At 42.4% G+C, this 22,891-nt stretch carries 24 protein-coding genes; 21 read left to right on the forward strand and 3 right to left on the reverse strand.

All coding sequences use genetic code 11. From position 1 onward, the window contains the following. Window positions 1–213: 213 nt before the first annotated feature. Window positions 214–321, forward strand: a complete 108-nt coding sequence (locus ACP8HI_RS05335; protein ID WP_438350092.1) for a YjcZ family sporulation protein — start codon at window positions 214–216, stop codon at window positions 319–321. Between the two features lie 213 nt (window positions 322–534). On the opposite strand, the gene ACP8HI_RS05340 is transcribed toward ACP8HI_RS05335, so the two are convergent. Then, complete coding sequence (locus ACP8HI_RS05340) at window positions 535–1,533, reverse strand: aminoglycoside phosphotransferase family protein (protein ID WP_438350093.1); 999 nt, start codon at window positions 1,531–1,533, stop codon at window positions 535–537. Between the two features lie 525 nt (window positions 1,534–2,058). On the opposite strand from ACP8HI_RS05340, the gene rsmD reads away from it, so the two are divergent. Together rsmD and coaD are read left to right on the forward strand one after the other, a co-directional pair. Further along, a complete protein-coding gene (rsmD, locus tag ACP8HI_RS05345) occupies window positions 2,059–2,670 on the forward strand; it encodes a 16S rRNA (guanine(966)-N(2))-methyltransferase RsmD (protein ID WP_438350094.1) in 612 nt (203 codons plus the stop codon). Then, window positions 2,654–3,169: a pantetheine-phosphate adenylyltransferase gene (coaD, locus tag ACP8HI_RS05350; RefSeq protein ID WP_438350095.1), complete on the forward strand. Its 516-nt coding sequence runs from the start codon at window positions 2,654–2,656 to the stop codon at window positions 3,167–3,169. The genes rsmD and coaD overlap by 17 nt, the downstream gene beginning before the upstream one ends. Here coaD and ACP8HI_RS05355 read toward each other — a convergent pair. Beyond that, a complete protein-coding gene (locus tag ACP8HI_RS05355; RefSeq protein WP_438350096.1) occupies window positions 3,144–4,361 on the reverse strand; it encodes a nucleoside recognition domain-containing protein in 1,218 nt (405 codons plus the stop codon). The genes coaD and ACP8HI_RS05355 overlap by 26 nt on opposite strands. 125 nt (window positions 4,362–4,486) lie before the next feature. On the opposite strand from ACP8HI_RS05355, the gene ACP8HI_RS05360 reads away from it, so the two are divergent. After that, on the forward strand, window positions 4,487–5,527 hold the full coding sequence (locus tag ACP8HI_RS05360) for a YlbL family protein (protein WP_438350097.1): 1,041 nt from the start codon (window positions 4,487–4,489) through the stop codon (window positions 5,525–5,527). A gap of 144 nt (window positions 5,528–5,671) precedes the next feature. On the opposite strand, the gene ACP8HI_RS05365 is transcribed toward ACP8HI_RS05360, so the two are convergent. Beyond that, on the reverse strand, window positions 5,672–6,988 hold the full coding sequence (locus ACP8HI_RS05365) for a nucleotidyltransferase (RefSeq protein WP_438350098.1): 1,317 nt from the start codon (window positions 6,986–6,988) through the stop codon (window positions 5,672–5,674). 185 nt (window positions 6,989–7,173) lie between these two features. Here ACP8HI_RS05365 and ACP8HI_RS05370 point away from each other — a divergent pair, with 185 nt between their 5' ends. The 17 genes from ACP8HI_RS05370 to ACP8HI_RS05450 all read left to right on the forward strand — a co-directional run bounded on the left by ACP8HI_RS05370 (window position 7,174) and on the right by ACP8HI_RS05450 (window position 22,850). After that, complete coding sequence (locus tag ACP8HI_RS05370; RefSeq protein WP_438350099.1) at window positions 7,174–7,683, forward strand: YceD family protein; 510 nt, start codon at window positions 7,174–7,176, stop codon at window positions 7,681–7,683. Between the two features lie 55 nt (window positions 7,684–7,738). Then, window positions 7,739–7,912, forward strand: a complete 174-nt coding sequence (rpmF, locus tag ACP8HI_RS05375; RefSeq protein WP_036645943.1) for a 50S ribosomal protein L32 — start codon at window positions 7,739–7,741, stop codon at window positions 7,910–7,912. Between the two features lie 161 nt (window positions 7,913–8,073). Beyond that, window positions 8,074–8,709 (forward strand): transcription factor FapR, encoded by a 636-nt coding sequence (gene fapR / locus ACP8HI_RS05380; RefSeq protein ID WP_438350100.1) that lies wholly within the window; start codon window positions 8,074–8,076, stop codon window positions 8,707–8,709. Next, entirely contained in the window at window positions 8,693–9,685 is a 993-nt protein-coding gene (gene plsX, locus ACP8HI_RS05385) for a phosphate acyltransferase PlsX (protein WP_438350101.1), read from the forward strand. The genes fapR and plsX overlap by 17 nt, the downstream gene beginning before the upstream one ends. A gap of 8 nt (window positions 9,686–9,693) precedes the next feature. Continuing rightward, the gene (locus ACP8HI_RS05390) at window positions 9,694–10,683 is read left to right on the forward strand and encodes a beta-ketoacyl-ACP synthase III (protein ID WP_438350102.1); all 990 of its coding nucleotides are present in this window, start codon (window positions 9,694–9,696) and stop codon (window positions 10,681–10,683) included. Window positions 10,684–10,716: 33 nt separating this feature from the next. Then, window positions 10,717–11,640: an ACP S-malonyltransferase gene (gene fabD / locus ACP8HI_RS05395; protein ID WP_438350103.1), complete on the forward strand. Its 924-nt coding sequence runs from the start codon at window positions 10,717–10,719 to the stop codon at window positions 11,638–11,640. Between the two features lie 58 nt (window positions 11,641–11,698). Then, the gene (gene fabG / locus ACP8HI_RS05400) at window positions 11,699–12,448 is read left to right on the forward strand and encodes a 3-oxoacyl-[acyl-carrier-protein] reductase (protein ID WP_438350104.1); all 750 of its coding nucleotides are present in this window, start codon (window positions 11,699–11,701) and stop codon (window positions 12,446–12,448) included. A gap of 50 nt (window positions 12,449–12,498) precedes the next feature. Next, window positions 12,499–12,732 (forward strand): acyl carrier protein, encoded by a 234-nt coding sequence (gene acpP, locus ACP8HI_RS05405; protein WP_044877691.1) that lies wholly within the window; start codon window positions 12,499–12,501, stop codon window positions 12,730–12,732. A 137-nt stretch (window positions 12,733–12,869) separates the two neighbouring features. Then, window positions 12,870–14,108, forward strand: coding sequence for a beta-ketoacyl-ACP synthase II (gene fabF, locus ACP8HI_RS05410; protein WP_438350105.1), 1,239 nt, complete (start codon window positions 12,870–12,872; stop codon window positions 14,106–14,108). Window positions 14,109–14,120: 12 nt separating this feature from the next. Beyond that, complete coding sequence (rnc, locus tag ACP8HI_RS05415) at window positions 14,121–14,819, forward strand: ribonuclease III (RefSeq protein ID WP_438350106.1); 699 nt, start codon at window positions 14,121–14,123, stop codon at window positions 14,817–14,819. Between the two features lie 298 nt (window positions 14,820–15,117). After that, entirely contained in the window at window positions 15,118–18,687 is a 3,570-nt protein-coding gene (gene smc, locus ACP8HI_RS05420) for a chromosome segregation protein SMC (RefSeq protein ID WP_438350107.1), read from the forward strand. Between the two features lie 36 nt (window positions 18,688–18,723). Continuing rightward, complete coding sequence (gene ftsY, locus ACP8HI_RS05425) at window positions 18,724–19,734, forward strand: signal recognition particle-docking protein FtsY (RefSeq protein WP_438350108.1); 1,011 nt, start codon at window positions 18,724–18,726, stop codon at window positions 19,732–19,734. A gap of 7 nt (window positions 19,735–19,741) precedes the next feature. Continuing rightward, the gene (trhA, locus tag ACP8HI_RS05430; protein ID WP_438350109.1) at window positions 19,742–20,386 is read left to right on the forward strand and encodes a PAQR family membrane homeostasis protein TrhA; all 645 of its coding nucleotides are present in this window, start codon (window positions 19,742–19,744) and stop codon (window positions 20,384–20,386) included. Window positions 20,387–20,528: 142 nt separating this feature from the next. Then, complete coding sequence (locus tag ACP8HI_RS05435) at window positions 20,529–20,885, forward strand: putative DNA-binding protein (RefSeq protein WP_438350110.1); 357 nt, start codon at window positions 20,529–20,531, stop codon at window positions 20,883–20,885. Between the two features lie 20 nt (window positions 20,886–20,905). Next, window positions 20,906–22,288: a signal recognition particle protein gene (gene ffh / locus ACP8HI_RS05440; RefSeq protein ID WP_438350111.1), complete on the forward strand. Its 1,383-nt coding sequence runs from the start codon at window positions 20,906–20,908 to the stop codon at window positions 22,286–22,288. 36 nt (window positions 22,289–22,324) lie between these two features. Further along, entirely contained in the window at window positions 22,325–22,597 is a 273-nt protein-coding gene (gene rpsP / locus ACP8HI_RS05445) for a 30S ribosomal protein S16 (protein ID WP_438350112.1), read from the forward strand. 22 nt (window positions 22,598–22,619) lie between these two features. Next, window positions 22,620–22,850, forward strand: coding sequence for a KH domain-containing protein (locus tag ACP8HI_RS05450; RefSeq protein WP_438350113.1), 231 nt, complete (start codon window positions 22,620–22,622; stop codon window positions 22,848–22,850). The last annotated feature ends 41 nt before the right edge of the window (window positions 22,851–22,891 follow it).

Genomic DNA, 22,891 nt, shown 5'->3' on the forward strand with positions numbered 1-22,891 from the left:
TCTGGAGACAAAGAAGAAAGTGATTGATATGCGTCTTCAAGGCATGACGAAAAGAGAAGTGGCAACATTAAAGATTCACTTGGAAGCTCTGAATAGGGCTTCTTTTTTTATGCGAATTGGGCATGATTAATACATTAAATGGGGGAATGACTAGACCAATGAAACGCATCGAAACATATCCTACAATATGTTAAAGGGAAGGGAGGAATTGGAATGAGCGGAATTGGCTATGGTGTTGGCTCGAGTCCTTTCACATCAACAGGAGCGATTTTGGTTCTATTCATCTTATTAGTTATTATTACACGTGCGTTTATTCTGTAAGTATAACGAGACTTCCTTTAGAAGGGAGGAAAATTCATGAGCGGATGTGTTGGAGGAGTTGGCATTGGACCTGCACCTTGTAATTCGTCAGGAGCGATTCTTGTACTCTTTATTTTATTGGTCATCATCACAATGGGATTAGGTATGTGTTAATTAATATATAATATAGGTGGCTTGGGAGAGGAATGCTCCCAGGTCATTTTGTTGTCTGTACTAAATGAGTGAATCGGTAAAGCGTTCAGCCCACTGTGCAAAAGAAAGGTCTTTCTCCCATGTTACGGTATTCGTTGCTTTGGCGCATCCCCATAGTAATACGCAATGATGAAGCATGTGGACTTTGAATCGCTCTTTGAAGGATTGTTGCTCGGATAATATCATATATCGGGATAGGAAATGTTGTGCTACATTTTTTTCGCCGTTCATCCAATATATAGCAGTCATCTTAGGTAGGTCTGCGACTCCGTCTCCGAAATAGGATGTGGTAAAGTCAAACACGCCACTGATTTTCCATTCATTGTTCTGCTTGTTGATAAGGAAATTCTCTGGTTTGAAATCACCCATTACGAAATTTGGTGAATGAAGGCTATCAAAGACATGTTGTGAACTTTGCAGTATATGTTCAACCCAATCCATGTCCTGAGAGGTAATAGATGAGTACTTGGTTGCATCATGGATCCAATATCTAATGGTGTTGTATAACCAAATTCTGTACGAGCCTTCGAAAGGACGTACTCTGTAACTCTTAGGATCGAACTCTCCATATTGTTTGACTTTCCAGCTATGTAATTCGACTAATGTTTGGGCCATTAATTCAGCTATTCTTTCTTTGTCTGTCATGGTTGTAAGTTGGGCTTGAATGTCAGATGCATTAATATGACTGCCAGGTAGACGAGGCATTAGGGAATAACGCCAACCGAAAATATCGTCTGATTTGTCGATCAGATAGGGCGAAGGAACATTTAATTTCGTATGTTGGTGCAATTGGTCTACAAAGTACTTTTCCTCTATGAATTGTGCATCGAAAAGGGGATTTCCTTTTAGAACAAAATCACCCTTGGTGGAAGAAACAAACATCGTCTGTTGCATCACACCATATGCTGTTCTATCTGAAGAAATAAACTTGCCTAGATTGAATCTGTCAAGCATGAATTGTAATTGTTGATTCGTGATGTCACCTAATTTATTAGAAGAAAAATATATTGTAGTAGTCAATTGTAGGAACCCCCACTTCATGTAATTAGATTTCTTTGTTAAATAAATCCAGTATTATTCTATCATTATTCCTATATTATAGGGTAATTATAAAAAAGGAAACACAAGCGTTTGATAGATTAAGAGAATCTAGAATATGAACGGAGGTTGATATTAATGCATGCACGAAGTAGTAAGAATAATCCGTCATTGTAGTTGTAACCCTTCACTACTTGTTCAAGCACTAGTTCCTACATGTAAACACAAAAAATTGGACGCCCCTTACAGGGCGTCCTCATGGGAGAGGAGAAACCAGACGAAGAGCTTATGGGGAAACGTAAGTAATCTCCGCGGTTGTCTACGACATTCTTTTGATGTCGATAAACTAAGCATTCCCTCAACGACCTTTTTTATACATATTGAATGATTAATCAGTACTTTCTGAACCGTTCGTTTTTCAAAATGTACAAGAGTGTGGTACGATATCGTCATAAAAATGCGAATTAGAGCATTGATCCTTAGAAATAGAATGGGTGAATAGAATCAGTGAGAGTTGTATCGGGAAGCGCAAAGGGGAGACCCTTAAAGAGTGTCCCAGGAACAGGGACAAGACCGACCACAGATAAAGTCAAAGAAGCGATATTTAGCATGATTGGTCCTTATTTCGAAGGCGGGATCGTATTGGATTTATTTGCTGGAACGGGAGGTTTGGGCATCGAGGCTTTAAGTCGCGGAATGGAACATGCCATTTTTATAGATCTGGAGCCGAAGAGTATTGAGACGATACGTGCAAACTTAAAGGCAACCCGACTGGAGAGTCAGGGAGAAGTTTTCCGCAATGATGCTGAAAAGGCACTTAAACTGCTAGCTAAGAGGGGAATTCTTGCTGATGTTGTATTTCTAGATCCTCCATATCGGTTGACGAATGCTGATGAACTACTTCAGCAGATGCATGAAAAGTCGCTGCTTCAAGAAGATGCAACGATTGTGATTGAGCATGATTCTAAATATGAGTATCCGGATGAGTTCAGTTTTTTTACATGTATTCGTAAAGCATTATACGGTGAATCGGCCATTACAATTTATGAATATCAGTCAGATAAGATGGTAACAGAAATGGTTACGGTTGAGGAGGATCATCATGGAACAATACATTAGCGTACCACGTATCGGCGTATATCCAGGAAGTTTCGACCCAGTTACTATGGGACATATGGATATTATTTTACGAGCATCTAAACAGTTTGATCATCTGATTGTTGCTGTGCTGAACAATCTTAGTAAGAACGCCCTGTTTACAGTTGAGGAGCGTAAAGATTTATTGAGAAAAATGACAGCAGACATCCCTAATGTAGAAGTGGACAGCTTCCGTGATCTACTAGCTAATTATATGAGAGATAAGAATGCGCATGTCATAGTACGTGGCGTTCGGACGATTACGGATTTCGAATATGAGCTACAAATGGCTTCTACGAATCATAAGTTGAATCCTGATGTGGAGACAATTTTTATGATGACCAATCCCAAATACTCCTATTTAAGTTCTAGTCTAGTCAAGGAAGTTGCACATTTTCATGGAGATTTGAGTGACTGGGTGTCTCCAGAAGTGGGACAAGCCCTGCATCAGAAAGTTAAGGAGAACGGCGGGAAGAAGTAAGGACGATACTCCAAGATAGTAGAAGTAAAATGATCAATATGATTCCTTGCCATCCGAGCATGAGTAGGATACGAGACCACATTCCAGAAATGGGTGACAAGTCTGTAGCGTAATTTGGCCAATAGAAGAATGCGGGTTGAGCCTCAAGTCCTAAAAGTTTCATTGGTTTCCATAGGAACAGTGTTAGTACAAAGGCATAGGAACCGTGTAACAATCTCATCATTATAAAAGGAAACCATCGTACGCCGCTTTTAATGAGTGGCGAGATCGATTGGAGTATTGCACATAGTCCACTCCAACCTAGCATGGCTGATAGCAAGGACCATTGTATAATGGGTGTTAGGGCAGAAGCTGAAGTGATAGCCTTTGCTCCTAAATGTAGTTCGAATACGCCAGCTAAATAATAGGTAGGTACTCCGGGGATGATGTAATAACTGACAAGATGAATCAAGACAGCCATCATAATAATATATCCACCTATGACCATCAGTGTCTGAACCGAATGACTTACGGATTCACCTAGGAGTTTACCGAAGCTTCGTCCATCACGAACATGTGCCTTGTTGATAGCCGACCATACTTTTCTAAATAAAGGTAATTTAGAAATGTTAAGTTGTCTAGTAAGTTCTTGCGTTCCAGCCTGCTTATTTCTAATTAGCCTGCTGAATGGTATTGAGGTAAGGAAAGCAAGAATGCCAGATAGCCAATGGATACCTAGTAACCAGTAGCCTGAAGATGGCTGATCTAATAGACCAATTCCGATGACAATGATGATTGTCATGGGGTTACAGAAATGAGATAACCATGTCATTCGTTCTGCCTCGCGGGAGGTGAGGTCACCTTGCTGCACCATTTGCAATGTGGACTGAGCCCCTCCAGGGAAGCCGATTGTCATCCCCATTGTAAGTGCCCATCCACTGACTCCAGGTAGACCGAACACTCTTCTCATGAGCGGTTCTAACAGGACTCCGATCCCATGAACCCATCCATAGGCTATAAGCATTTCGGATAATACTAGAAAGGGAAGCAGTGAGGGGAACACAATGTGCCACCACAAGGATAATCCTTGAAGTGATGTCTGAAAAGTTTGTTCAGGAGAACTAACGATACCAATAACGAGTAGGAATGAAAGAAGCCCTAACATCAGAGTGGTTACGGGTCCACGAAATAGATATTTACTACGACTAAACATACAATCACCTCATTGAGTAAACATAGCTGAAATACGAAGGAACAAGCTATGTAATACTCAATTTATGCTGGGTGCAGAGACATAAGACCAGCTGTGTACTGTAAGATTCAGGGGAGGCTAAGAAGATGAAGGTATCCAATAAATCACGGGGGAAACAAGGAATCAAGTATCTCTTGATGATCACCCTGCTTTGTTACGTTGTCGTATATATGCCAACACCGTACATCATATACCAGCCAGGAAGTGCAGAAGAGGTCAAGCCAATGCTCACGGTGAAGGGTGGGGATGAAACGGAGTCAGGCACGTTTATGATGACCACAGTATCTGCGAGCTATGCTAATATCGCACTACTGGCTATTTCTTCTTTTAACTCGAATGCAGAAGTGGATAAGAAGCAGTCGCGACTTGGCGATAAAAGTAAAAAGGAATATGCAGCAGAACAATTGTTTTATATGAGTAATTCACAATCTTCTGCGGTGGAGGCGGCATATAAGAAAGCAAATATACCTTATCAGATATTGCCACAATATCTCTTTGTATTCTCCACTCCTAAAGATGCTAGTAGAGGTCAATACTTTCAGGCAGGCGATAAAATAATGGAAGTGGATCATGATCCGATCATAGATCAAATAGATCTAGCGTCCCGGTTAAAGAGTAGGAATGTAGGAGATGTTATATCCGTGAAGTTAGAGAGAGCGGGTCATCTTCTCGAAGAAAAGGTTCCCTTGGTATCTATTCGTGATAGCGAGACCAATGAGATGCGAGTCGGATTTGGTATCGTCATCGGGACCGTTCAGAAGGTGACTGCCAATGACCCAAGTAAACAAGTGGAATTCAAGAATACGAATGTAGGCGGACCCTCCGCAGGGCTAATGTTCACGATGGAGATTTATAATCAGTTGACCCCCGGAGATCTGACTAAAGGCTTTCGAGTTGCAGGTACAGGGACCATTGCTGTGGATGGAAAAGTGGGTCCAATTGGTGGAGTCAAGCACAAAATTGTTGCTGCTGATCGTGAAAAGGCGCAATTATTCTTCGTACCAAAGGATAATTATCAAGAAGCCAAAATAAAAGCAGATAAAATTGGGACGACTATGAAGCTAATCCCAGTATCTACTTTGGAGGAAGCCTTGAAATATATGGAGAAGCTCCATACTGCATCCTGATAGAGGTAGTTCAAAAAGTCATCTTTTGATCACGAAGTATAGCAGGGGGCGTATTCGACATCGAAGATTGAATTCAGCCGGTCCTTCCGGTGCTCACGTAGGAACTGCCTACGCTCCGCTCCGCTCCTCACTCCCTATCTTCATTCAATCTTCTGAAGCGTTTCGTAGAAACGCAGCATCGGAAGCATACGCTTTAGTGCTGAAAACCTGACTTTTTGAACAAATCCTGATAGGTGGTTCATAATAATCTCGAAATAATTCCCTAGCTTGTGGTTGGTTATAGCTATTCGCGTATGCGGCAGCGGCTTGTAGATCTCGCTCTAGATGATCATGTGTAAGAGCAGAAGCTTTCACGACGATAGGTAATGTGGAAGTTTTCTTCATTTGCTTCAGGAGTTGTTGCCCGTGACTGTTGAAGCCAAGGATTCGTAGATATCCGGGCCCCTTTGCTAGTTCATCGGGGGACATTTCCTCTTTGGTATGGCTAAGGAGAATATGGGTTAGCATACGTTGTAATTTTGTATGGGTGTAACGCTTTGTTTTTAGGCTATGAAGTAGTTCTGCTACAGTGGCATGTGAGAGTATAGGCAGAAGCTTCTTTATACGATACTCTAAGCCCTCTGTGACCTCACTCAATAGAGATAGCTGTGACAAAGTTTGCGTCATTAAAAGATGCATCAGAGGCTGTCTGAATGATTCCCAGTGAATCGGACCTTTTCCGGCGGAGAATTCCCGTTTCATGATTTCTTGTGTGTAGCGGGGGATGTAGGGGGCAGCAGCTTCAATATGCCCTTCGAAGATAAGTTTTCTTACGGCGGTAGCGCTCGCTATGTTTGATAGAGATGGTGATGGTGATGTATCATGATAAGCAGCGCTCTCGCGCGGGATCGTTAATGGAATAATGGAACTTCCTAATCGTTCTAAAGCTATAAGGTAGTGCAGACCCAGTGTATGATTTGGCTGTAGCAATAGACGGAGAATTTCTTCTTTTTCATCAACATTAGAAAATAGGGTGCTAGCTGCAGCGCTATATGCCGTAGGATAATTGATTCCTTGATCTAATAACCGGGCTAGCTCCTGTTGCATCATGTTATTCTCTGTAGCCAGTTGCTTGGCTAGTGGGGTAAGCAGATGAAGGGACCCACTTTCGGTTCCGAAACAAAGGTAATCGACAATGCCAGTAGCCTCTAGAAGAGAAACAGCACCGTATGCGAACCATTCAGCAGGCTGAACGGCATAATGAATTGGAAGCTCGATTACGAGGTCTACGCCCATCTCAAGAGCCATCTCTGCTCGAGCATGTTTGCTTAGTAGAGCAGGCTCCCCACGTTGCAAAAAAGGGCCACTGATGATGGCTATACAATGTTTAGCACCCGAAAGTTCCTTCGCTCTGCTATAATGGTGTACATGACCGTTATGTAGTGGATTATATTCAACTATGATGCCAACGACTGTACTCAACTTTGAGTTCAACCTCCTAGTATGATAATTTTGATCTTTTGAGACACAAACAATGTATTCTCGTCTTTAGAATATAGCATAAATGTCATCATAATAAGAAATAATAATGGGATGTAATGTGATTCATGTTGACAAACCTACACAAAACTCGGTATAATAATTTTTGTTTGTTTGGAGTGATTATAGTGCAATTTGAATTTCGCAGAATTGTAAAGTTAGAAGGCGCCATGCAGTTTCAAGAACAAGTGAATGTAGATCGTGTCGTTAAAGATCGCAAAGATATTATTACTGCTGAATCGGTACTTGTTGATTTACAGGCATCATATGTTGGCGGCGACACAGTAGAGGTTCAAGGTAAGCTTAATGGACAAGTTGAAATGGCGTGTTCACGCTGTTTGACAGAAGTTCATAAGCATTTGAACATTCCGTTTCACGAACGCTTCAAGTTGGTGAAGCAGTCTGAGAAGATTCAGGATGAAGATGACGATATCATTTACGTGGATAATGATGTAGTAGATCTAATCCCATTTGTGGAAGAAGCTTTTCTGCTGTATTTACCCCAGATTCCGATATGTAAAGCATCCTGCAAAGGGCTTTGCCAGAAATGCGGAACAGACTTGAATGTAAGCACATGCAACTGCGACACGAGAGTAGTCGACCCACGGCTTGCTGCGCTGAAAGGTTTATTTGAATAATCATGTAACATTCATCTCGTTAGTGACGGGTTGATTGAAATAAGGAGGTGGGAACATGGCAGTACCTCAAAGAAGAACGTCCAAAACACGTCGTGACAAACGTCGTACTCACTTTAAACTGGCAGTGCCGGGTATGGTGAAATGTGAACAATGCGGAGAATTGAAGCTTGCTCATCACGTATGTAAAGTGTGCGGAACGTATAAATCAAGAGAAATCATTTCGCAATAATTTTCAAACAAGTAGTACTTCATCTTTGGTGAGGTACTATTTTTTTTGACTACTTTCTTTTTAAGACAGCATGATTTATACTAGATATTAGTACCTGGTTCTAACGGGTGAGATGAATTGACAATACATAAGATCATAGTAGGATAGCTCATTTATGAAAGATGTATGAAAATGCAAGGGGGTGTACCGTCATCGAACGTTTACCTAAGAAGATGCGTCATCAGAATTTGATGGGGTTGATTGAGGCGAATCCATTCGTCACGGACAGGGAACTGACTAGACAATTGAAAGTTAGCATTCAGACGATCCGTCTAGACCGAATGGAACTTGGGATTCCTGAATTGCGTGAGCGGATGAAGCAGATGGCGGAGCATTCATATGATCAGGTTCGCTCCTTGCCATTAAATGAAGTTGTGGGAGATATCGTAGACTTACAGCTGGATAAGAGTGGTATTTCCATCTTTGAAATACGAGAAGAGCATGTATTCTCGCGAACACATATTGCCCGTGGACATTATATATTCGGACAAGCAAACTCATTAGCTGTCGCTGTGATTAATGATGAGATAGCACTGACAGCTTCATCGGATATTCGATTCTTGCGTTCCGTTCATCTAGGTGAGAAATGTATAGCTAAAGCATATGTTAGATCAATGCCTGAGCAAAAAGGGAAAGCTAAAGTTGAAGTGTTTACCTACGTGGGTGAAGAAATGGTCTTTCAAGGTAATTTTCTCATTTACAGATCCACTGGGGAAGAGATCAACGAAGGAGGAATGCAACATGAGAATCGTCATTGATGCTATGGGTGGGGACCATGCTCCTCAATCTAATGTAGATGGGGCGCTAGCAGCTACCGCCGAGTGGAAAGATGTAGAGATTATACTTGTGGGGGATCAAGCTCAAATAGAACTATTGCTAAGTGGCAAGGATGTTCCTTCCAATCTAAGTATCCAGCATGCGAGCGAAGTAGTCACTTCTGAGGATGAACCGGTTAAAGCTGTGCGCCATAAAAAGGATGCTTCAATGGTTGTAGCAGGACGGTTATTAAAAGAAGGTAAGGCTGACGCTATGATTTCCGCTGGCAATACAGGTGCGCTTATGGCTACAGGTCTACTTATTGTGGGCCGTATGGCGGGGATTGAACGTCCGGCCCTTGCACCGATCATTCCTACATTGGATGATGTTGGGGTGCTTGCGCTTGATCTGGGTGCCAATATGGACTCTAAGCCACAGCATTTGGCCCAATTTGGTTTGATGGGTAGCTTGTACCGTCAAAAGGTTCAAGGGATAGCTAAACCACGAGTGGGGCTTTTAAATGTTGGAGTTGAGCCGGGTAAAGGTAATGAACTAACCAAAGAGGCGTATCCTCTTTTACAAGAGATGCCCATTCACTTTATAGGAAATGTTGAAGCTAGGGATATTATGGTAGGCAACTGCGATGTACTTGTGTGCGATGGCTTTGCTGGGAATATATTGCTTAAGTCGATCGAAGGAACAGCAGGGGCGATGTTTACTTTACTGAAAGAACAGTTTAGTCAATCATTGAAGAGCAAGATTGGCGCAGCGATATTAATGCCTCAGTTAAAAGGGATAAAGAAAAAGTTGGATTATTCTGAAACTGGAGGAGCACCATTGCTTGGACTACGCAGTCTAGTTATGAAAAGTCATGGTTCTTCTAATGGGAACGCCATCAAAAATGCGGTCGGACAAACTAGGATCGCATTAAAGAATGAATTGGTTTCTAGTATATCGAAGGAAATTAGCGGGAAGTGAGTGAAATAATGAATAATTTACGTCCAGTAGGGATTATAGGGACAGGTATGTATGTTCCAGAGAAGATTCTGACGAATAGTGATTTGGAGAAAATGGTCGATACTAATGATGAGTGGATTGTTAGCCGAACAGGAATTAAAGAACGGCATATTGCCGCATCAGATCAAGCGACATCTGATCTTGCTTATGAAGCAGCAATTAAAGCTTTGGAATCCGCAGGGATGAAGGCAGAAGAACTTGATTTGATCATCGTGGCTACCGTTACACCGGATTCGATGTTTCCATCTACAGCATGTATTCTTCAAGATAAGTTAGGAGCTAAGAAAGCGGCTGCCTTTGACTTGTCAGCGGCTTGCTCTGGATTCGTCTATAGCTTAGCAACAGCAACGAATTTTATAAAGACAGGAATGTATAATAACGCACTTATTATTGGCGCAGATTGCCTTTCTAGAATTACCGATTATACGGACCGTAATACCTGCATATTGTTTGGAGATGGTGCTGGTGCAGTTGTGATTGGTGAAGTTCCGCAAGGACGTGGCTTCTTATCCTTTGATTTGGGAGCAGAAGGTGCAGGTGGTCATCTGCTTACGATTGCAGCTGGAGGTTCACGTGAACCTGCATCATGTGATACGGTATCAGCTAAGAGGCATTTCATTCAAATGAGTGGTAGTGAAGTATTTAAGTTCGCTGTACGAATTATGGGTTCAGCTACAGAAGCAGTTCTAGCTAAAGCTGGGAAGACGAAGGAGGATATCGATCTCTTCGTGCCTCATCAAGCGAACATTCGGATTATTCAATCTGCGATGAATCGATTAGATTTACCACCAGAAAAAGTTGTGATTAACGTGGATAAATATGCGAATACATCAGCAGCTTCGATTCCACTTGCACTTGTGGAAGCAGCTGAGCAGGGTCGGATGAAGGAAGGCGATACCGTCTTGATGGTTGGCTTCGGTGGCGGATTGACCTGGGGTGCTTCGGTACTTGTCTGGTAGCATAATAAAGATGAATAGGTCAGGAGTTGTAACATGGGGAAAGTTGCATTTGTGTTTCCGGGGCAAGGGGCTCAAGCAGTTGGTATGGGGAAAGATATATATGATGCGGTTCCTGCTTCTAGAGAAATCTTTGAAACAGCCGATAAAGTGTTAGGTTTCGACTTATCCACTATGATTTTTGAAGGTCCGGATGCAGAGTTGAAGCAGACATTTAATACACAACCAGCTTTATTAGCTACAAGTGTTGCTTATTTAGAAGCATTACGTGCTAAAGGGATACAAGCAGACTATGTTGCTGGGCACAGCTTGGGCGAGTATAGTGCGCTTGTAGCTGCAGGGGTTCTTTCACTGGAGGATGCTGTAGCCATCGTGCGAGCACGGGGTAACTTTATGGAGAAGGCAGTACCTGGTGGGCAAGGAGCCATGGCAGCGGTGTTGGGGGCTGATGCGCAAGCACTGTCGCAACTATGTGTAGAGGTGAGTGAAAGCGGACATATCGTTGAGTTAGCTAATATCAACTGTCCTGGGCAAATTGTCATTTCGGGTTCTCAGTCTGGTGTTGCTGCAGTAAGTGAGCGAGTGAAGGAAGCAGGCGGTAAAAGAGCGATTTCGCTTGTGGTTAGCGGCCCTTTTCATTCTTCCATGATGAAAGTAGCAGCTGAACAGCTTGAAGTTGAATTGAATTCCATTTCTTTTCAGGAACCTAAGATTTCTGTTGTAGCTAACGTAACTGCAGAGATCGTTACTTCTGGGGATGACATTCGTCAGCTTCTAGTTGAACAAGTGTACTCACCGGTTCTGTGGGAGGATAGTATTCGCTATCTTATCGCACAAGGGGTGGATACATTTATTGAGATTGGACCGGGTTCTGTGTTGACAGGTCTAATTAAGAAGATTGATAAGACAGTGAAGCTAATCAACATTAATAGCTTAGAAAGCCTTGAGGTGGCATTATAAAAGTTTCAGTTACCTATGAGTGCTACAAGCGTATACTTGGGGAAAGGAGGAATTTGAAATGATCAAACCTTTGAGTGGACAAGTTGCACTTGTAACAGGAGCTTCACGCGGGATAGGGCGTAGTATCGCTCTAACCTTAGCTGGCTTAGGTGCAAATATTGTGGTCAATTATTCAGGTAATGAGACTGCAGCTCAGGAAGTTGTTGCCGAGATTCAAGCGCTAGGAGCAGAAGCAGTGGCTCTGAAAGCGAATGTCGGAAGTAGCGAACAGGCAGAACTTTTGGTTAAGGAAGCTATTAACACATTGGGACGTATCGATATTTTGGTGAATAATGCCGGAATTACTAGAGATAATCTAATTATGCGTATGAAAGAGGAAGAATTTGATCTTGTGATTGAAACGAACCTCAAAGGTGTGTTTAACTGTTTAAAAGCGGTAACCCGTCCCATGATGAAGCAACGTTATGGACGGATTATTAATATTTCATCTGTTGTTGGTGTTCTTGGTAATGCAGGGCAAGCCAATTATGTTGCAGCAAAGGCAGGCGTTATTGGCCTTACTAAATCAGCTGCTCGTGAACTTGCTTCACGTGGGATTACAGTCAACTGTATAGCCCCTGGTTTTATTGATACAGATATGACTAAGGAGTTATCAGAGGACTTGCGAGGTAAGCTTATCGCTGACATCCCGCTAGCTCGCCTTGGACAGCCTGAAGAGATTGCCAAAGTGGTTGCATTCTTAGCTTCAGATGGTGCGTCATATATGACCGGACAGACATTGCATGTAGATGGCGGAATGGTAATGTAGCATTTTGAAAAAAATTCTCGTATAATACCAAAGAGGAGGAGGTGAACCGGATGTCCGATGTATTAGAACGTGTAAAACGCATCGTCGTCGATCGCTTAGGTGCTGATGAAGCCGAGGTTACGCTAGAATCATCTTTTAAAGATGATCTTGGTGCTGATTCTCTTGACGTTGTTGAATTAGTTATGGAATTGGAAGATGAATTTGATATTGAAATTTCTGATGAAGATGCAGAAAAAATTACAAGTGTGGGAGAAGTTGTTAACTACATACAATCTCATACCTAAATGAATCAATGGTGAGTCCCGATCCTGCTAGTAGGCGGGACTTATCCATATTTAACGGTTATAAAATGACAGATGATAATTCAAGCTTATAATAACGAAAATTATGGCATATGCAGTCTATATAGAGGTGAAAGCGGTTGAATCAAAGAGTAGTAATAACGGGTATGGGTGTTGTAACTTCCTTAGGTAACGATTTAGAAAGTCTATGGAGTAATCTGATGGCCGGGAAATCTGGTGTATCACAGATTGAGTCCTTTGATGTAAGTGAATACAATACGCGAATAGCAGCTTCGGTGAAAGAGTTTGATCCCGAGGAGTATATTGAACGCAAAGAAGTACGTAAGATGGATCGATTCGTTCAGTTTGCCGCGGTAGCTGGAAAGAAGGCATTGCAGAATAGTGGTCTAGATATTGGCAAAGATTCCGATCCAGAGCGTGTAGGCGTGATTATTGGTTCAGGTATCGGGGGATTGGGAACATGGGAAGATCAGCATAATATATTGCTTACGAAGGGCCCCAAACGGGTAAGTCCATTCTTCATCCCGATGATGATTGCTAACATGGCCTCAGGTCACTTATCTATTCTATTAGGTGCTAAGGGTCCGAATTCAGCTTCCGTGTCTGCCTGTGCATCAGGTTCGCATGCGATTGGTGACTCGTTCAGATGGATCCAGAACGGTGAAGCAGATGTGATGATCTGTGGTGGTGCAGAAGCGACAATACGTCCTACGGGCGTAGCGGGATTCTGTGCTATGCGCGCAATGTCTACACGTAATGATGAGCCTGAGAAGGCAAGTCGTCCGTTCGATTCTGGGCGAGATGGATTCGTTATGGGAGAAGGAGCGGGTGTTCTAGTATTGGAATCGTTGGAACATGCGCAGAAGCGTGGTGCGAATATCATTGCTGAAGTTATTGGATATGGTCTGAGTGCAGATGCTCACCATATGACGGATCCAGATCCTGATGGACCTGCTCGTTGTATGAAGATGGCCATTAGAACAGCAGGGATTAAACCGGAAGATATTGATTATATCAATGCCCATGGAACATCAACGGGTGTAGGTGACAAATCAGAGACGAAGGCGATCAAGTTGGCATTGGGAGATCATGCCTATAAGGTAGCTGTGAGTTCTACTAAATCGATGACAGGTCACCTACTAGGTGCGGCTGGTGGTGTTGAAGCGGTTATATGCGCGCTCTCGTTGCAACATCAAGCATTGGCGCCAACGATTAATTTGGATGAACCTGATCCGGATTGTGATTTGGATTATGTTCCTAATGTTGCTAGACAAGCTGATTTAAGTGTAGTGATGTCCAATTCATTCGGTTTCGGTGGACATAATGCTTCTATTATTTTGAAAAAATTTGACTTGTAAGGAGACGTTGTGTTGAGTGGAGATCTGAAGCAGATACAGCAACAACTTCATATCCAATTTCACAATCAGCTTCTCTTGAAGCAGGCCTTTACCCACGCTTCTTATGTCAATGAGCACCGTTTCAGTCAGCATCAAGATAATGAACGTCTAGAATTTTTAGGGGATGCTGTACTGGAGCTTACGGTATCAGAATATTTGTACAATCTTTTTCCAACACGACCTGAAGGTGAACTTACGAAGCTTCGTGCAGCCATTGTGTGTGAACCTTCACTTGTTAAGTTCGCAGAAGCTCTAAATTTTGGACAGTATGTATTACTGGGCAAAGGTGAGGAGCTAACCGGTGGTCGTAGTCGTCCTGCTTTACTCGCTGATGTATTTGAAGCGTTTATCGGTGCCCTATATTTGGATCAAGGGATTGAAGCGGCTCGTTCATTCTTGGATCGATTTGTATTTCCGCAAGTATCGGAGAACGGAAAGCTCCAAATGAGCGATTATAAGACCGAACTACAGGAGTTGACTCAACACCATAATATGGAGTTGTTAGAATATCGGATCGTAGAAGAACGTGGGCCGGCACATGAACGTGAATTTGTTTCTGAAGTTTATATGGGCAGTGAATGTATTGGCAAAGGTAATGGTCGATCTAAGAAAGAAGCCGAACAGCAAGCGGCATCGGTTGCACTTAGTCAGTTGAAACTAGGTAAATTATAAGAGAAAGTTCAAAAAGTCATCTGTTGAACTCGAACTATAAAGTTTAAAAGCTTGAATAAATCATAATTAAAGAGCAAAGAGCAGTCATGTATAATGGGCTTAAGTATGAGTCATAGACTGCTTTTTGTTCTTTATTTATTTAAATATAAGAGAGTATAAGTTTCACTTGATACTCTAATTCTTATATTTCCGCTGAAACGGGTGCCGTCCTTGAAAAAAGACGGCATAGCCGTTTCTACTTGAGTATTTTCACTAGAAGTGTTGTGGTATCATTAGGGTTAGAGGTGATTTGGGAACTATGTTTTTGAAACGGATTGAATTAGCAGGGTTCAAATCTTTTGCCGATAAAACTGAAATGGAATTCGTCAGAGGCATAACAGCTGTTGTCGGTCCTAATGGTAGCGGTAAAAGTAATATCTCCGACGGTATACGTTGGGTCTTAGGAGAGCAAAGCGCCAAATCACTGCGTGGAGGCAAGATGGAAGATATTATATTTGCCGGCAGTGATACACGTAAAGCCGTTAATTTCGGCGAGGTTTCACTAACTTTGGATAATGAAGATCACGTACTTCCGCTTGATTTCAACGAAGTAACGGTTACACGCCGAGTTCATCGTAGTGGAGAAAGTGAGTATTTGATAAATAAGCAACCCTGCCGTCTTAAAGACATCACGGAATTATTTATGGACACAGGGATAGGGAAGGAAGCTTACTCGATCATCGGACAAGGACGTATTGAGGAAATCCTTAGTACACGTTCAGAGGATCGGCGAGGCATATTTGAAGAGGCGTCAGGGATTGTGAAGTATAAATCTCGTAAGAAGGAAGCCATGCGTAAGCTTGATGAGACGGAGCAGAATTTGTTGCGAATTCATGATTTGGTGAGCGAACTGGAAGTTCAGATCGGTCCGTTGAAGGAGCAGTCTGAGAAGGCGGTGCATTTCAAGCAACTTCGTGAACAGTTGAAAAGCAAAGAAATTTCCATGTATGTTCATCAAATTGAACAGATTCATAGTCATTGGAGTGAAGCCACGGCGAAGCTTACTGTTCTACAAGAACAACAACTTAAACTATCAACCGTCGTATCAGCACATGATGCTAAGCTAGAAAGCGATCGTTCCAATCTGCGTAAGCTTGAGCAAGAAGTAGAGTCGTTGCAGGATGCACTGCTACAATATAGCGAAGCCTATGAGAAAAGTGAAGGTTACGGTGAAGTGCTCAGAGAGCGGAAGAGGAACCTTGAAGGTCATCGTGAGCAACTGACGGAGACGTTGACTACTGGTGACGAGCGGGTCGAGGACAGAAAGACAGAATTGTCCCTCACGAAGAGCAAGCTTGAGGCATTACAAGAAGAACTGAAAGAACTACGTCATCATCTGTCTGGCGAAGAAGCAAAGCTCTTAGGAGTCACGGGTGGCATTAGCCAACAACAGGAAGAAACCCTGAAGAGTTCATTGCTTGAACTTATGAATGAAATGGCGCAGGCTCGTAATGAAATCCGTTATGCAGACCAGCAGCAAGAGACGTTGTCCCGTCGAATGAATCGAGCTGAAGAAGAGACAGGTAAGTGGGAGAGCCAGAAAGAAGAACTAACGAAGCGTAAATCAGAACTAGATATTGCTTTGGAGACATTCGCAACTGAGCTAAAGGAACTTCGTGGCGGATATATTACCGAGAGTGAACGATATCAATCCGTGCAGAAGTTATTAGAAGAAAGCCAAGGAACACATCGCAAATGGGAACAGAAGCGAGAAGCACAGATTTCTCGGCGTGATACCATGAAAGAAATGCAGGACGATTTCGATGGATTTATGGTAGGTGTTAAGGAAGTCCTTAAGGCTTCCCGTAAATCTGTACTTCAAGGTGTACATGGAGCGGTAGCGGAGCTTATTACCGTACCCGAGAAGCTAGAACTTGCTGTGGAAACGGCGATGGGTGCATCTCTACAACATATCGTAATGGATAATGAAACGTTATCCCGTCAAGCCATAACATTTCTGAAACAGCGTCAATTAGGACGTGCAACTTTCTTGCCATTGGATGTTATGCGGGCAAGAAATGTATCGGCAAGTGATCGCTCTGTTATTGAAGGGGTTGGCGGATTTGTAGGGATTGGAGCAGATTTAGTTCAGTATGATGCAATGTATGCTCCTGTAGTAGGCAGCCTTTTGGGGAATGTTATTATAGCGGAAACGCTAGAATATGCCAATAGAATTGCTGCTAAGTGTCAATATAGATACCGTGTGGTGACACTTGAAGGGGATATCGTCAATGCGGGCGGTTCAATGACAGGTGGTAGCCAGCATAAGAAGAATAATAGTCTACTTAGTCGCAAACGCCAGTTGGATTCCTTAGATCAAGAGATTGCGGAAACTGAGACGCAGCTTATTAAGCTTCAAGAAGGTATCCAGAAGTTGAAGAGTCAACTTAATCAAACGCAGACCAAACTCGATGCACTTCGGCAAGCGGGTGACGAGAAGCGCATTGAAGAGCAGCAAGCGGCAGGAGATTTGAAACAACTTCAGCATGAGCTACGACATGTGATGGAACAGGTTGAAGTTTCTGGGCAGGAGAAAAGTGGATTTACAGAAGAGAATAAAGGATTTGAACAAAGCCGTGGTCAAGCTGTGAAGAAGCTGGCTGAGTTGGAACAACAAGAGCAGTCCGTGCACCAAGCACTCCAAGCAGCTGAGTTTGCTCGTAAAGCGAGTGAGTCGGCTAAAGACGAACTTCAAATCCAGTTAACACAGCTAAAAGTAAAAGAAGGCAAGCTAGATCAAGTATGCTTCTCTCTTGAAGAGCAACTTCGTCGATTGCAGACTGACTTCAATTCGCAGGATCGAGATTTGAATCAGACTAAAAGAATGCTAGCTTCGATTGAAGCAGACTTAAGCACGAATGCTAAGGAAGCGAATGAACAAATTGAAAGTCTGAATGAGTATAAGTTGAAGAAGGAAGAATCATCTCAACAGCTCGATTTCAGAAGAGCCTCTCGCATGCAGCTTTCAAAAAAACTGGAGCTAGAGGAAAATGAAACGAAAGAGCAGCGTTCGGAACTTCGGAGCGTTGATGAGCAGCTTCGTCAGACAGAAATTAGCGTAAACCGATTGGATGTAGAGCTGGATAATATCCTTAAGAAACTTAGTGAGGATTACGAACTTAGTTATGAATTGGCTAAACAGCGCTATCCAATTCCGGATGATGTCCCAGCAGTTCAGAATGAGGTTCGAGAACTGAAACGTGGCATATCATCACTTGGAGAGGTTAACCTTGGGGCAATTGAGGAATACGAGCGAGTGAACGAACGCTATCAATTCTTGAATGAACAGAAGGAAGACTTGATTGGTGCAAAGACAACATTGTATGAAGTGATTCATGAAATGGATGTAGAAATGTCCAAACGTTTCAAAACGACTTTCGATGCTATCCGTCGTGAATTCGGTACCGTATTTATGAAGCTGTTCGGGGGAGGAAGAGCTGATCTCATTCTCATTGATCCTGAGCATATGTTGGATACGGGAATTGATATCGTTGCACAGCCACCGGGTAAGAAGCTTCAGAACCTACAACTTCTTTCAGGCGGAGAACGAGCTCTGACCGCTATGGCGCTTTTATTTGCTATACTTCAAGTGAAGCCAGTTCCTTTCTGTGTGTTGGATGAAGTGGAAGCTGCACTTGATGAAGCCAATGTCGTTCGATTTGCCCAATATTTACGTGAATTCTCTGAACAGACTCAGTTCATTGTGGTTACTCATCGCAAAGGAACTATGGAGGAAGCTGATGTGCTATATGGTGTTACAATGGAAGAGGGCGGCGTATCCAAGCTGGTTTCTGTTAAATTAGAGAATGAAGAAGCGGAAATTGCTTAGTACGGAGTATGTTAGATATAGAGATGGAGGAATCATATGAGTTTCTTTAAAAAATTGAAAGAAAGTATTTCAAGTAAAACCGAAGTGGTGACGAAACAATTTCGTGATGGCCTAGAAAAAACAAGGAAGGGTTTTGTGGAGAAAGTATCCGACCTCATGATTCGCCGTAAGAAAATTGATGAGGAATTCTACGAAGAGCTTGAAGAAATACTCATCGGTGCAGACGTAGGGGTTAACACCGTGATGACCTTAATCGACGATTTACGAGTTGAAGTGAAGAAGCAGAAGATTGAGAATGCCTTAGAATTACAACCTATCTTGTCACAAAAGCTAATGGAGCTCCTTCGCGGGGATGATGATAATGCCTTAAACATGAATAAGGATGGTATAACTGTTATTCTGTTCGTAGGCGTAAATGGTGTAGGAAAAACGACGACAATTGGTAAATTGGCGCATCGATTTAAACAAGAAGGTAAAAAAGTGCTACTAGCAGCAGGAGATACGTTCCGTGCTGGAGCGATTGAGCAACTTGAAGTTTGGGGAGAGCGCGCTGGCGTGGAAGTGATCAAACAACAGGCAGGTTCAGATCCAGCAGCCGTGATGTTCGATGCAATACAGGCAGCCAAACAACGTCAAGTGGATGTGTTGATTTGTGATACGGCTGGACGTTTACAGAGTAAATCTAACTTGATGGAAGAGTTGAACAAAATTTTCCGTGTTATTCAACGTGAAATACCAAGCGCACCGCATGAAGTATTAATGGTGTTGGATGCTACGACTGGACAGAACGCGTTAAGTCAAGCAAAACTCTTTGGTGAGAAGAGTGGAGTGACGGGTTTAGTACTTACGAAGCTAGATGGGACAGCCAAGGGTGGAATCGTTGTAGCTATTCGTCAGGAAATGAATATTCCAGTGAAATTAGTTGGTTTGGGAGAGAAGGTAGAAGACTTACAACCCTTCGATTCACAACAGTTCGTGCACGCATTATTTGCAGGATTAATACAAGAAGACGAAGAACATATTGAAACAGCTGTACAAGAGGAGTAATGTATTTATGGCAAATACGCATACCTATACCCGTCGTGAGGAAGTAGCTAATGCTATTACACATGGGATCGGAGCGGTTCTAAGTGTCGCGGCACTTGTATTGCTCATCGTGTTCTCTAGTTTGAAGGGAACATCTTGGCATATTGTGAGCTTTACCATTTACGGTGTAACGATGCTTATTTTATATTTGAATTCGACATTGGTACATAGTTTTAATGAAGGTAAAGTGAAGGATTTATTTGAATTTTTTGACCATTCTTCTATTTATCTTTATATTGCAGGCTCCTATACTCCATTTATGCTCGTTGCTATTCGCGGACCGCTAGGTTGGACTTTATTCGGTATTGTCTGGGGATTTGCAGTTCTAGGTTGTTTGTTCAAGGCGTTCTTCGTTAAAAAGTTTCTATTCATGTCCACGATCTTCTATATCCTGATGGGTTGGATGATTGTTATCGCTTGGAATCCATTGACTGAGGCGGTACCAGCGGGAGGGATGATTCTTCTCGCCTTAGGTGGATTGATGTATACACTTGGAACTATATTCTATGTATGGAGAGCCTTCCCTTATCATCATGCCATTTGGCATCTGTTCGTATTAGCGGGAAGCATACTACATTTCTTCTCCGTATTTCTATATCTACTACCCAACTAATAGATATTAAAGAGGTAGTTGGAAAAGGGGATAATATCCAGTAGAGATGACAAGGATATTCGCTTGACATCTTTATTGGATTTATGTATTATTAAATCCGTTGAGTGTAAAGTGTTTTTCCTTGACGAAGGGGGTGCCCTCAATGACTCAGGAAGATAAACTTGAGAAAACAAACAGAATTAATCAATTGTTCGATTTCTATGAACACTTGCTAACTGAAAAGCAGCAGATGTTCCTTAAATATTATTTCCATGATGATTTTTCCCTTGGGGAAATTGCGACAGAGTTCAATATTAGTCGGCAAGCTATCTATGAACATATTAAGCGAGCTGAGCAAGTTCTTGACATTTATGAAGAGAAACTTTGCTTACTACAAAAATACGAACGACGCAAACATGAATTAGAGCAGTTACGACTGTTAATTGACACGTCCGATGTGTCAATAGTGGATAGGGACAAGATGATCACAGTATTGGAACGTTTACAGGTGTATGAATAAAGGCAAGGAGGTGGCGGCGAATGGCATTTGAGGGATTAACAGGCAGGTTGCAGAACGTATTTAGTAAGCTCCGTGGTAAAGGTAAAGTATCCGAAGAGGATGTTAACGAAGCGATGCGGGAAGTACGTCTTGCTCTTTTGGAAGCAGACGTTAATTTCAAAGTAGTCAAGGAATTCGTTGCCAAAGTGAAAGAAAAGTCCATTGGTAAAGAAGTGATGGACAGCTTTACTCCAGGCATGGTCATTATTGATATTGTTAATAAAGAGTTATCAGAATTGATGGGCGGAAGTCAGGCAAAGCTTGCAAAAGCCAATAAGCCTCCTACTGTGATAATGATGGTCGGTCTCCAAGGTGCTGGTAAGACAACAACCTCTGCGAAACTAGCCAAGCTACTTCAGAAGCAGAATAGTCGACCGTTGCTCGTTGCGGGTGATATTTATCGTCCTGCTGCGATCAAGCAATTGGAAGTGTTGGGAGAACAGATCAAAGTACCTGTATTTTCACTCGGTGATAAAGTGAGCCCTGTAGAAATTGCAAAAGCTGCTTTACAGCATGCTAAGGATAACGGAAATGATTATCTGATTGTAGATACTGCAGGTCGTCTTCATATTGATGAAGTACTGATGGAAGAATTAAGTCAGATCCATGCTGAAATCAAACCAGATGAAGTATTACTAGTCGTTGATGCGATGACGGGTCAAGATGCTGTTAACGTTGCTAGTAATTTTAATGAACAACTGGGATTGACAGGCGTAGTGTTGACCAAGTTAGATGGAGACACGCGTGGTGGAGCAGCGCTTTCGGTTAAAGCTGTAACAGGTTGTCCGATTAAATTCGTAGCTTTAGGTGAGAAGATCGATGCGTTAGAGCCTTTCCATCCAGAGCGTATGGCTTCTCGGATTCTTGGAATGGGTGATATGCTCTCTCTGATTGAGAAGGCACAGTTAAACATTGATGTGGATAAGGCTAAAGAAATGGAACGTAAGATGCGTAATGCAGAATTTACGTTTGACGATTTCCTAGAGCAAATGGATCAAGTGAAAAAGCTAGGTCCTCTTGATCAGATTATGGATATGATTCCAGGTATGGGTAAGATGAAGCAAGCCAAGGACATTAAAGTGGATGATAAACAGATGGGTCGCATTGAGGCTATTGTATTCTCGATGACGAAGGAAGAGAAACAACGCCCTGAAATTATTGATCACAAACGGCGTAAGCGGATTGCTACTGGTAGTGGAACGAATATCGCTGAAGTAAATCGCCTTATCAAGCAATTCGATGAAATGCGTCGTATGATGAAGCAATTCTCGGACATGATGGGACCTAAAGGGCCTAAAGGAAAAGCTATGAAACAGTTAAAAGGTTTGACAGGAAAAGGCGGCATGAAGTTTCCTTTTCGTTAAAAATATAACGTTTATTTATTGAAGGAGGTGAATTTTGTGGCAGTACGTATTCGTCTTAAACGCATTGGTGCCCATAAAGCGCCATTCTACCGTATCGTGGTTTCGGATTCCCGTTCCCCGCGTGATGGTCGTTTTATCGAAGAAATTGGTTACTACAATCCGATTGAAGAACCGGCAGTAGTTAAGATTGATGAAGATAAAGCTTTGGCATGGCTTCAAAAAGGTGCACAAGCATCTGATACAGTTCGTAACTTGCTTAGTAAAGCAGGCGTAATGAAGAAGTTCCATGAACTTAAGTTACAGAAATAATGACTGATGGTGAGGAGTATCTATGGAAGAATTAGTTGGTGTTATTGCTAAGGCTTTGGTGGATCATCCGGAAGATGTGACCGTGAAGACGGTAGAGAAGGATCATCTTGTTGTCTATGAATTGTCTGTTCATCCAGAAGATGTGGGCAAGGTAATCGGCAAACAGGGTAGGATAGCTAAAGCGTTACGCACGGTTGTCACATCTGCAGCAGTCAAAATGGACAAACGTGTAACCGTGGATATCATTTCTTAAAGATTTACAAAAGGGGGTTAGGATGCATGTCCTAACTCTTT

Source organism: Paenibacillus sp. FA6 (assembly GCF_051550225.1).
GTDB lineage: Bacteria > Bacillota > Bacilli > Paenibacillales > Paenibacillaceae > Paenibacillus_AQ.

Coding starts and splice junctions, on each gene's coding strand:
- ACP8HI_RS05335 (WP_438350092.1), top strand. CDS start 214: ATGAGCGGAATTGGCTATGGTGTTGGCTCGAGTCCTTTCACATCAACA.
- coaD (WP_438350095.1), top strand. CDS start 2,654: ATGGAACAATACATTAGCGTACCACGTATCGGCGTATATCCAGGAAGT.
- ACP8HI_RS05355 (WP_438350096.1), bottom strand. CDS start 4,361: ATGTTTAGTCGTAGTAAATATCTATTTCGTGGACCCGTAACCACTCTG.
- ACP8HI_RS05360 (WP_438350097.1), top strand. CDS start 4,487: ATGAAGGTATCCAATAAATCACGGGGGAAACAAGGAATCAAGTATCTC.
- rpmF (WP_036645943.1), top strand. CDS start 7,739: ATGGCAGTACCTCAAAGAAGAACGTCCAAAACACGTCGTGACAAACGT.
- fapR (WP_438350100.1), top strand. CDS start 8,074: ATGTATGAAAATGCAAGGGGGTGTACCGTCATCGAACGTTTACCTAAG.
- plsX (WP_438350101.1), top strand. CDS start 8,693: ATGAGAATCGTCATTGATGCTATGGGTGGGGACCATGCTCCTCAATCT.
- ACP8HI_RS05390 (WP_438350102.1), top strand. CDS start 9,694: ATGAATAATTTACGTCCAGTAGGGATTATAGGGACAGGTATGTATGTT.
- fabD (WP_438350103.1), top strand. CDS start 10,717: ATGGGGAAAGTTGCATTTGTGTTTCCGGGGCAAGGGGCTCAAGCAGTT.
- fabG (WP_438350104.1), top strand. CDS start 11,699: ATGATCAAACCTTTGAGTGGACAAGTTGCACTTGTAACAGGAGCTTCA.
- acpP (WP_044877691.1), top strand. CDS start 12,499: ATGTCCGATGTATTAGAACGTGTAAAACGCATCGTCGTCGATCGCTTA.
- smc (WP_438350107.1), top strand. CDS start 15,118: ATGTTTTTGAAACGGATTGAATTAGCAGGGTTCAAATCTTTTGCCGAT.
- ftsY (WP_438350108.1), top strand. CDS start 18,724: ATGAGTTTCTTTAAAAAATTGAAAGAAAGTATTTCAAGTAAAACCGAA.
- trhA (WP_438350109.1), top strand. CDS start 19,742: ATGGCAAATACGCATACCTATACCCGTCGTGAGGAAGTAGCTAATGCT.
- ACP8HI_RS05435 (WP_438350110.1), top strand. CDS start 20,529: ATGACTCAGGAAGATAAACTTGAGAAAACAAACAGAATTAATCAATTG.
- ffh (WP_438350111.1), top strand. CDS start 20,906: ATGGCATTTGAGGGATTAACAGGCAGGTTGCAGAACGTATTTAGTAAG.
- ACP8HI_RS05450 (WP_438350113.1), top strand. CDS start 22,620: ATGGAAGAATTAGTTGGTGTTATTGCTAAGGCTTTGGTGGATCATCCG.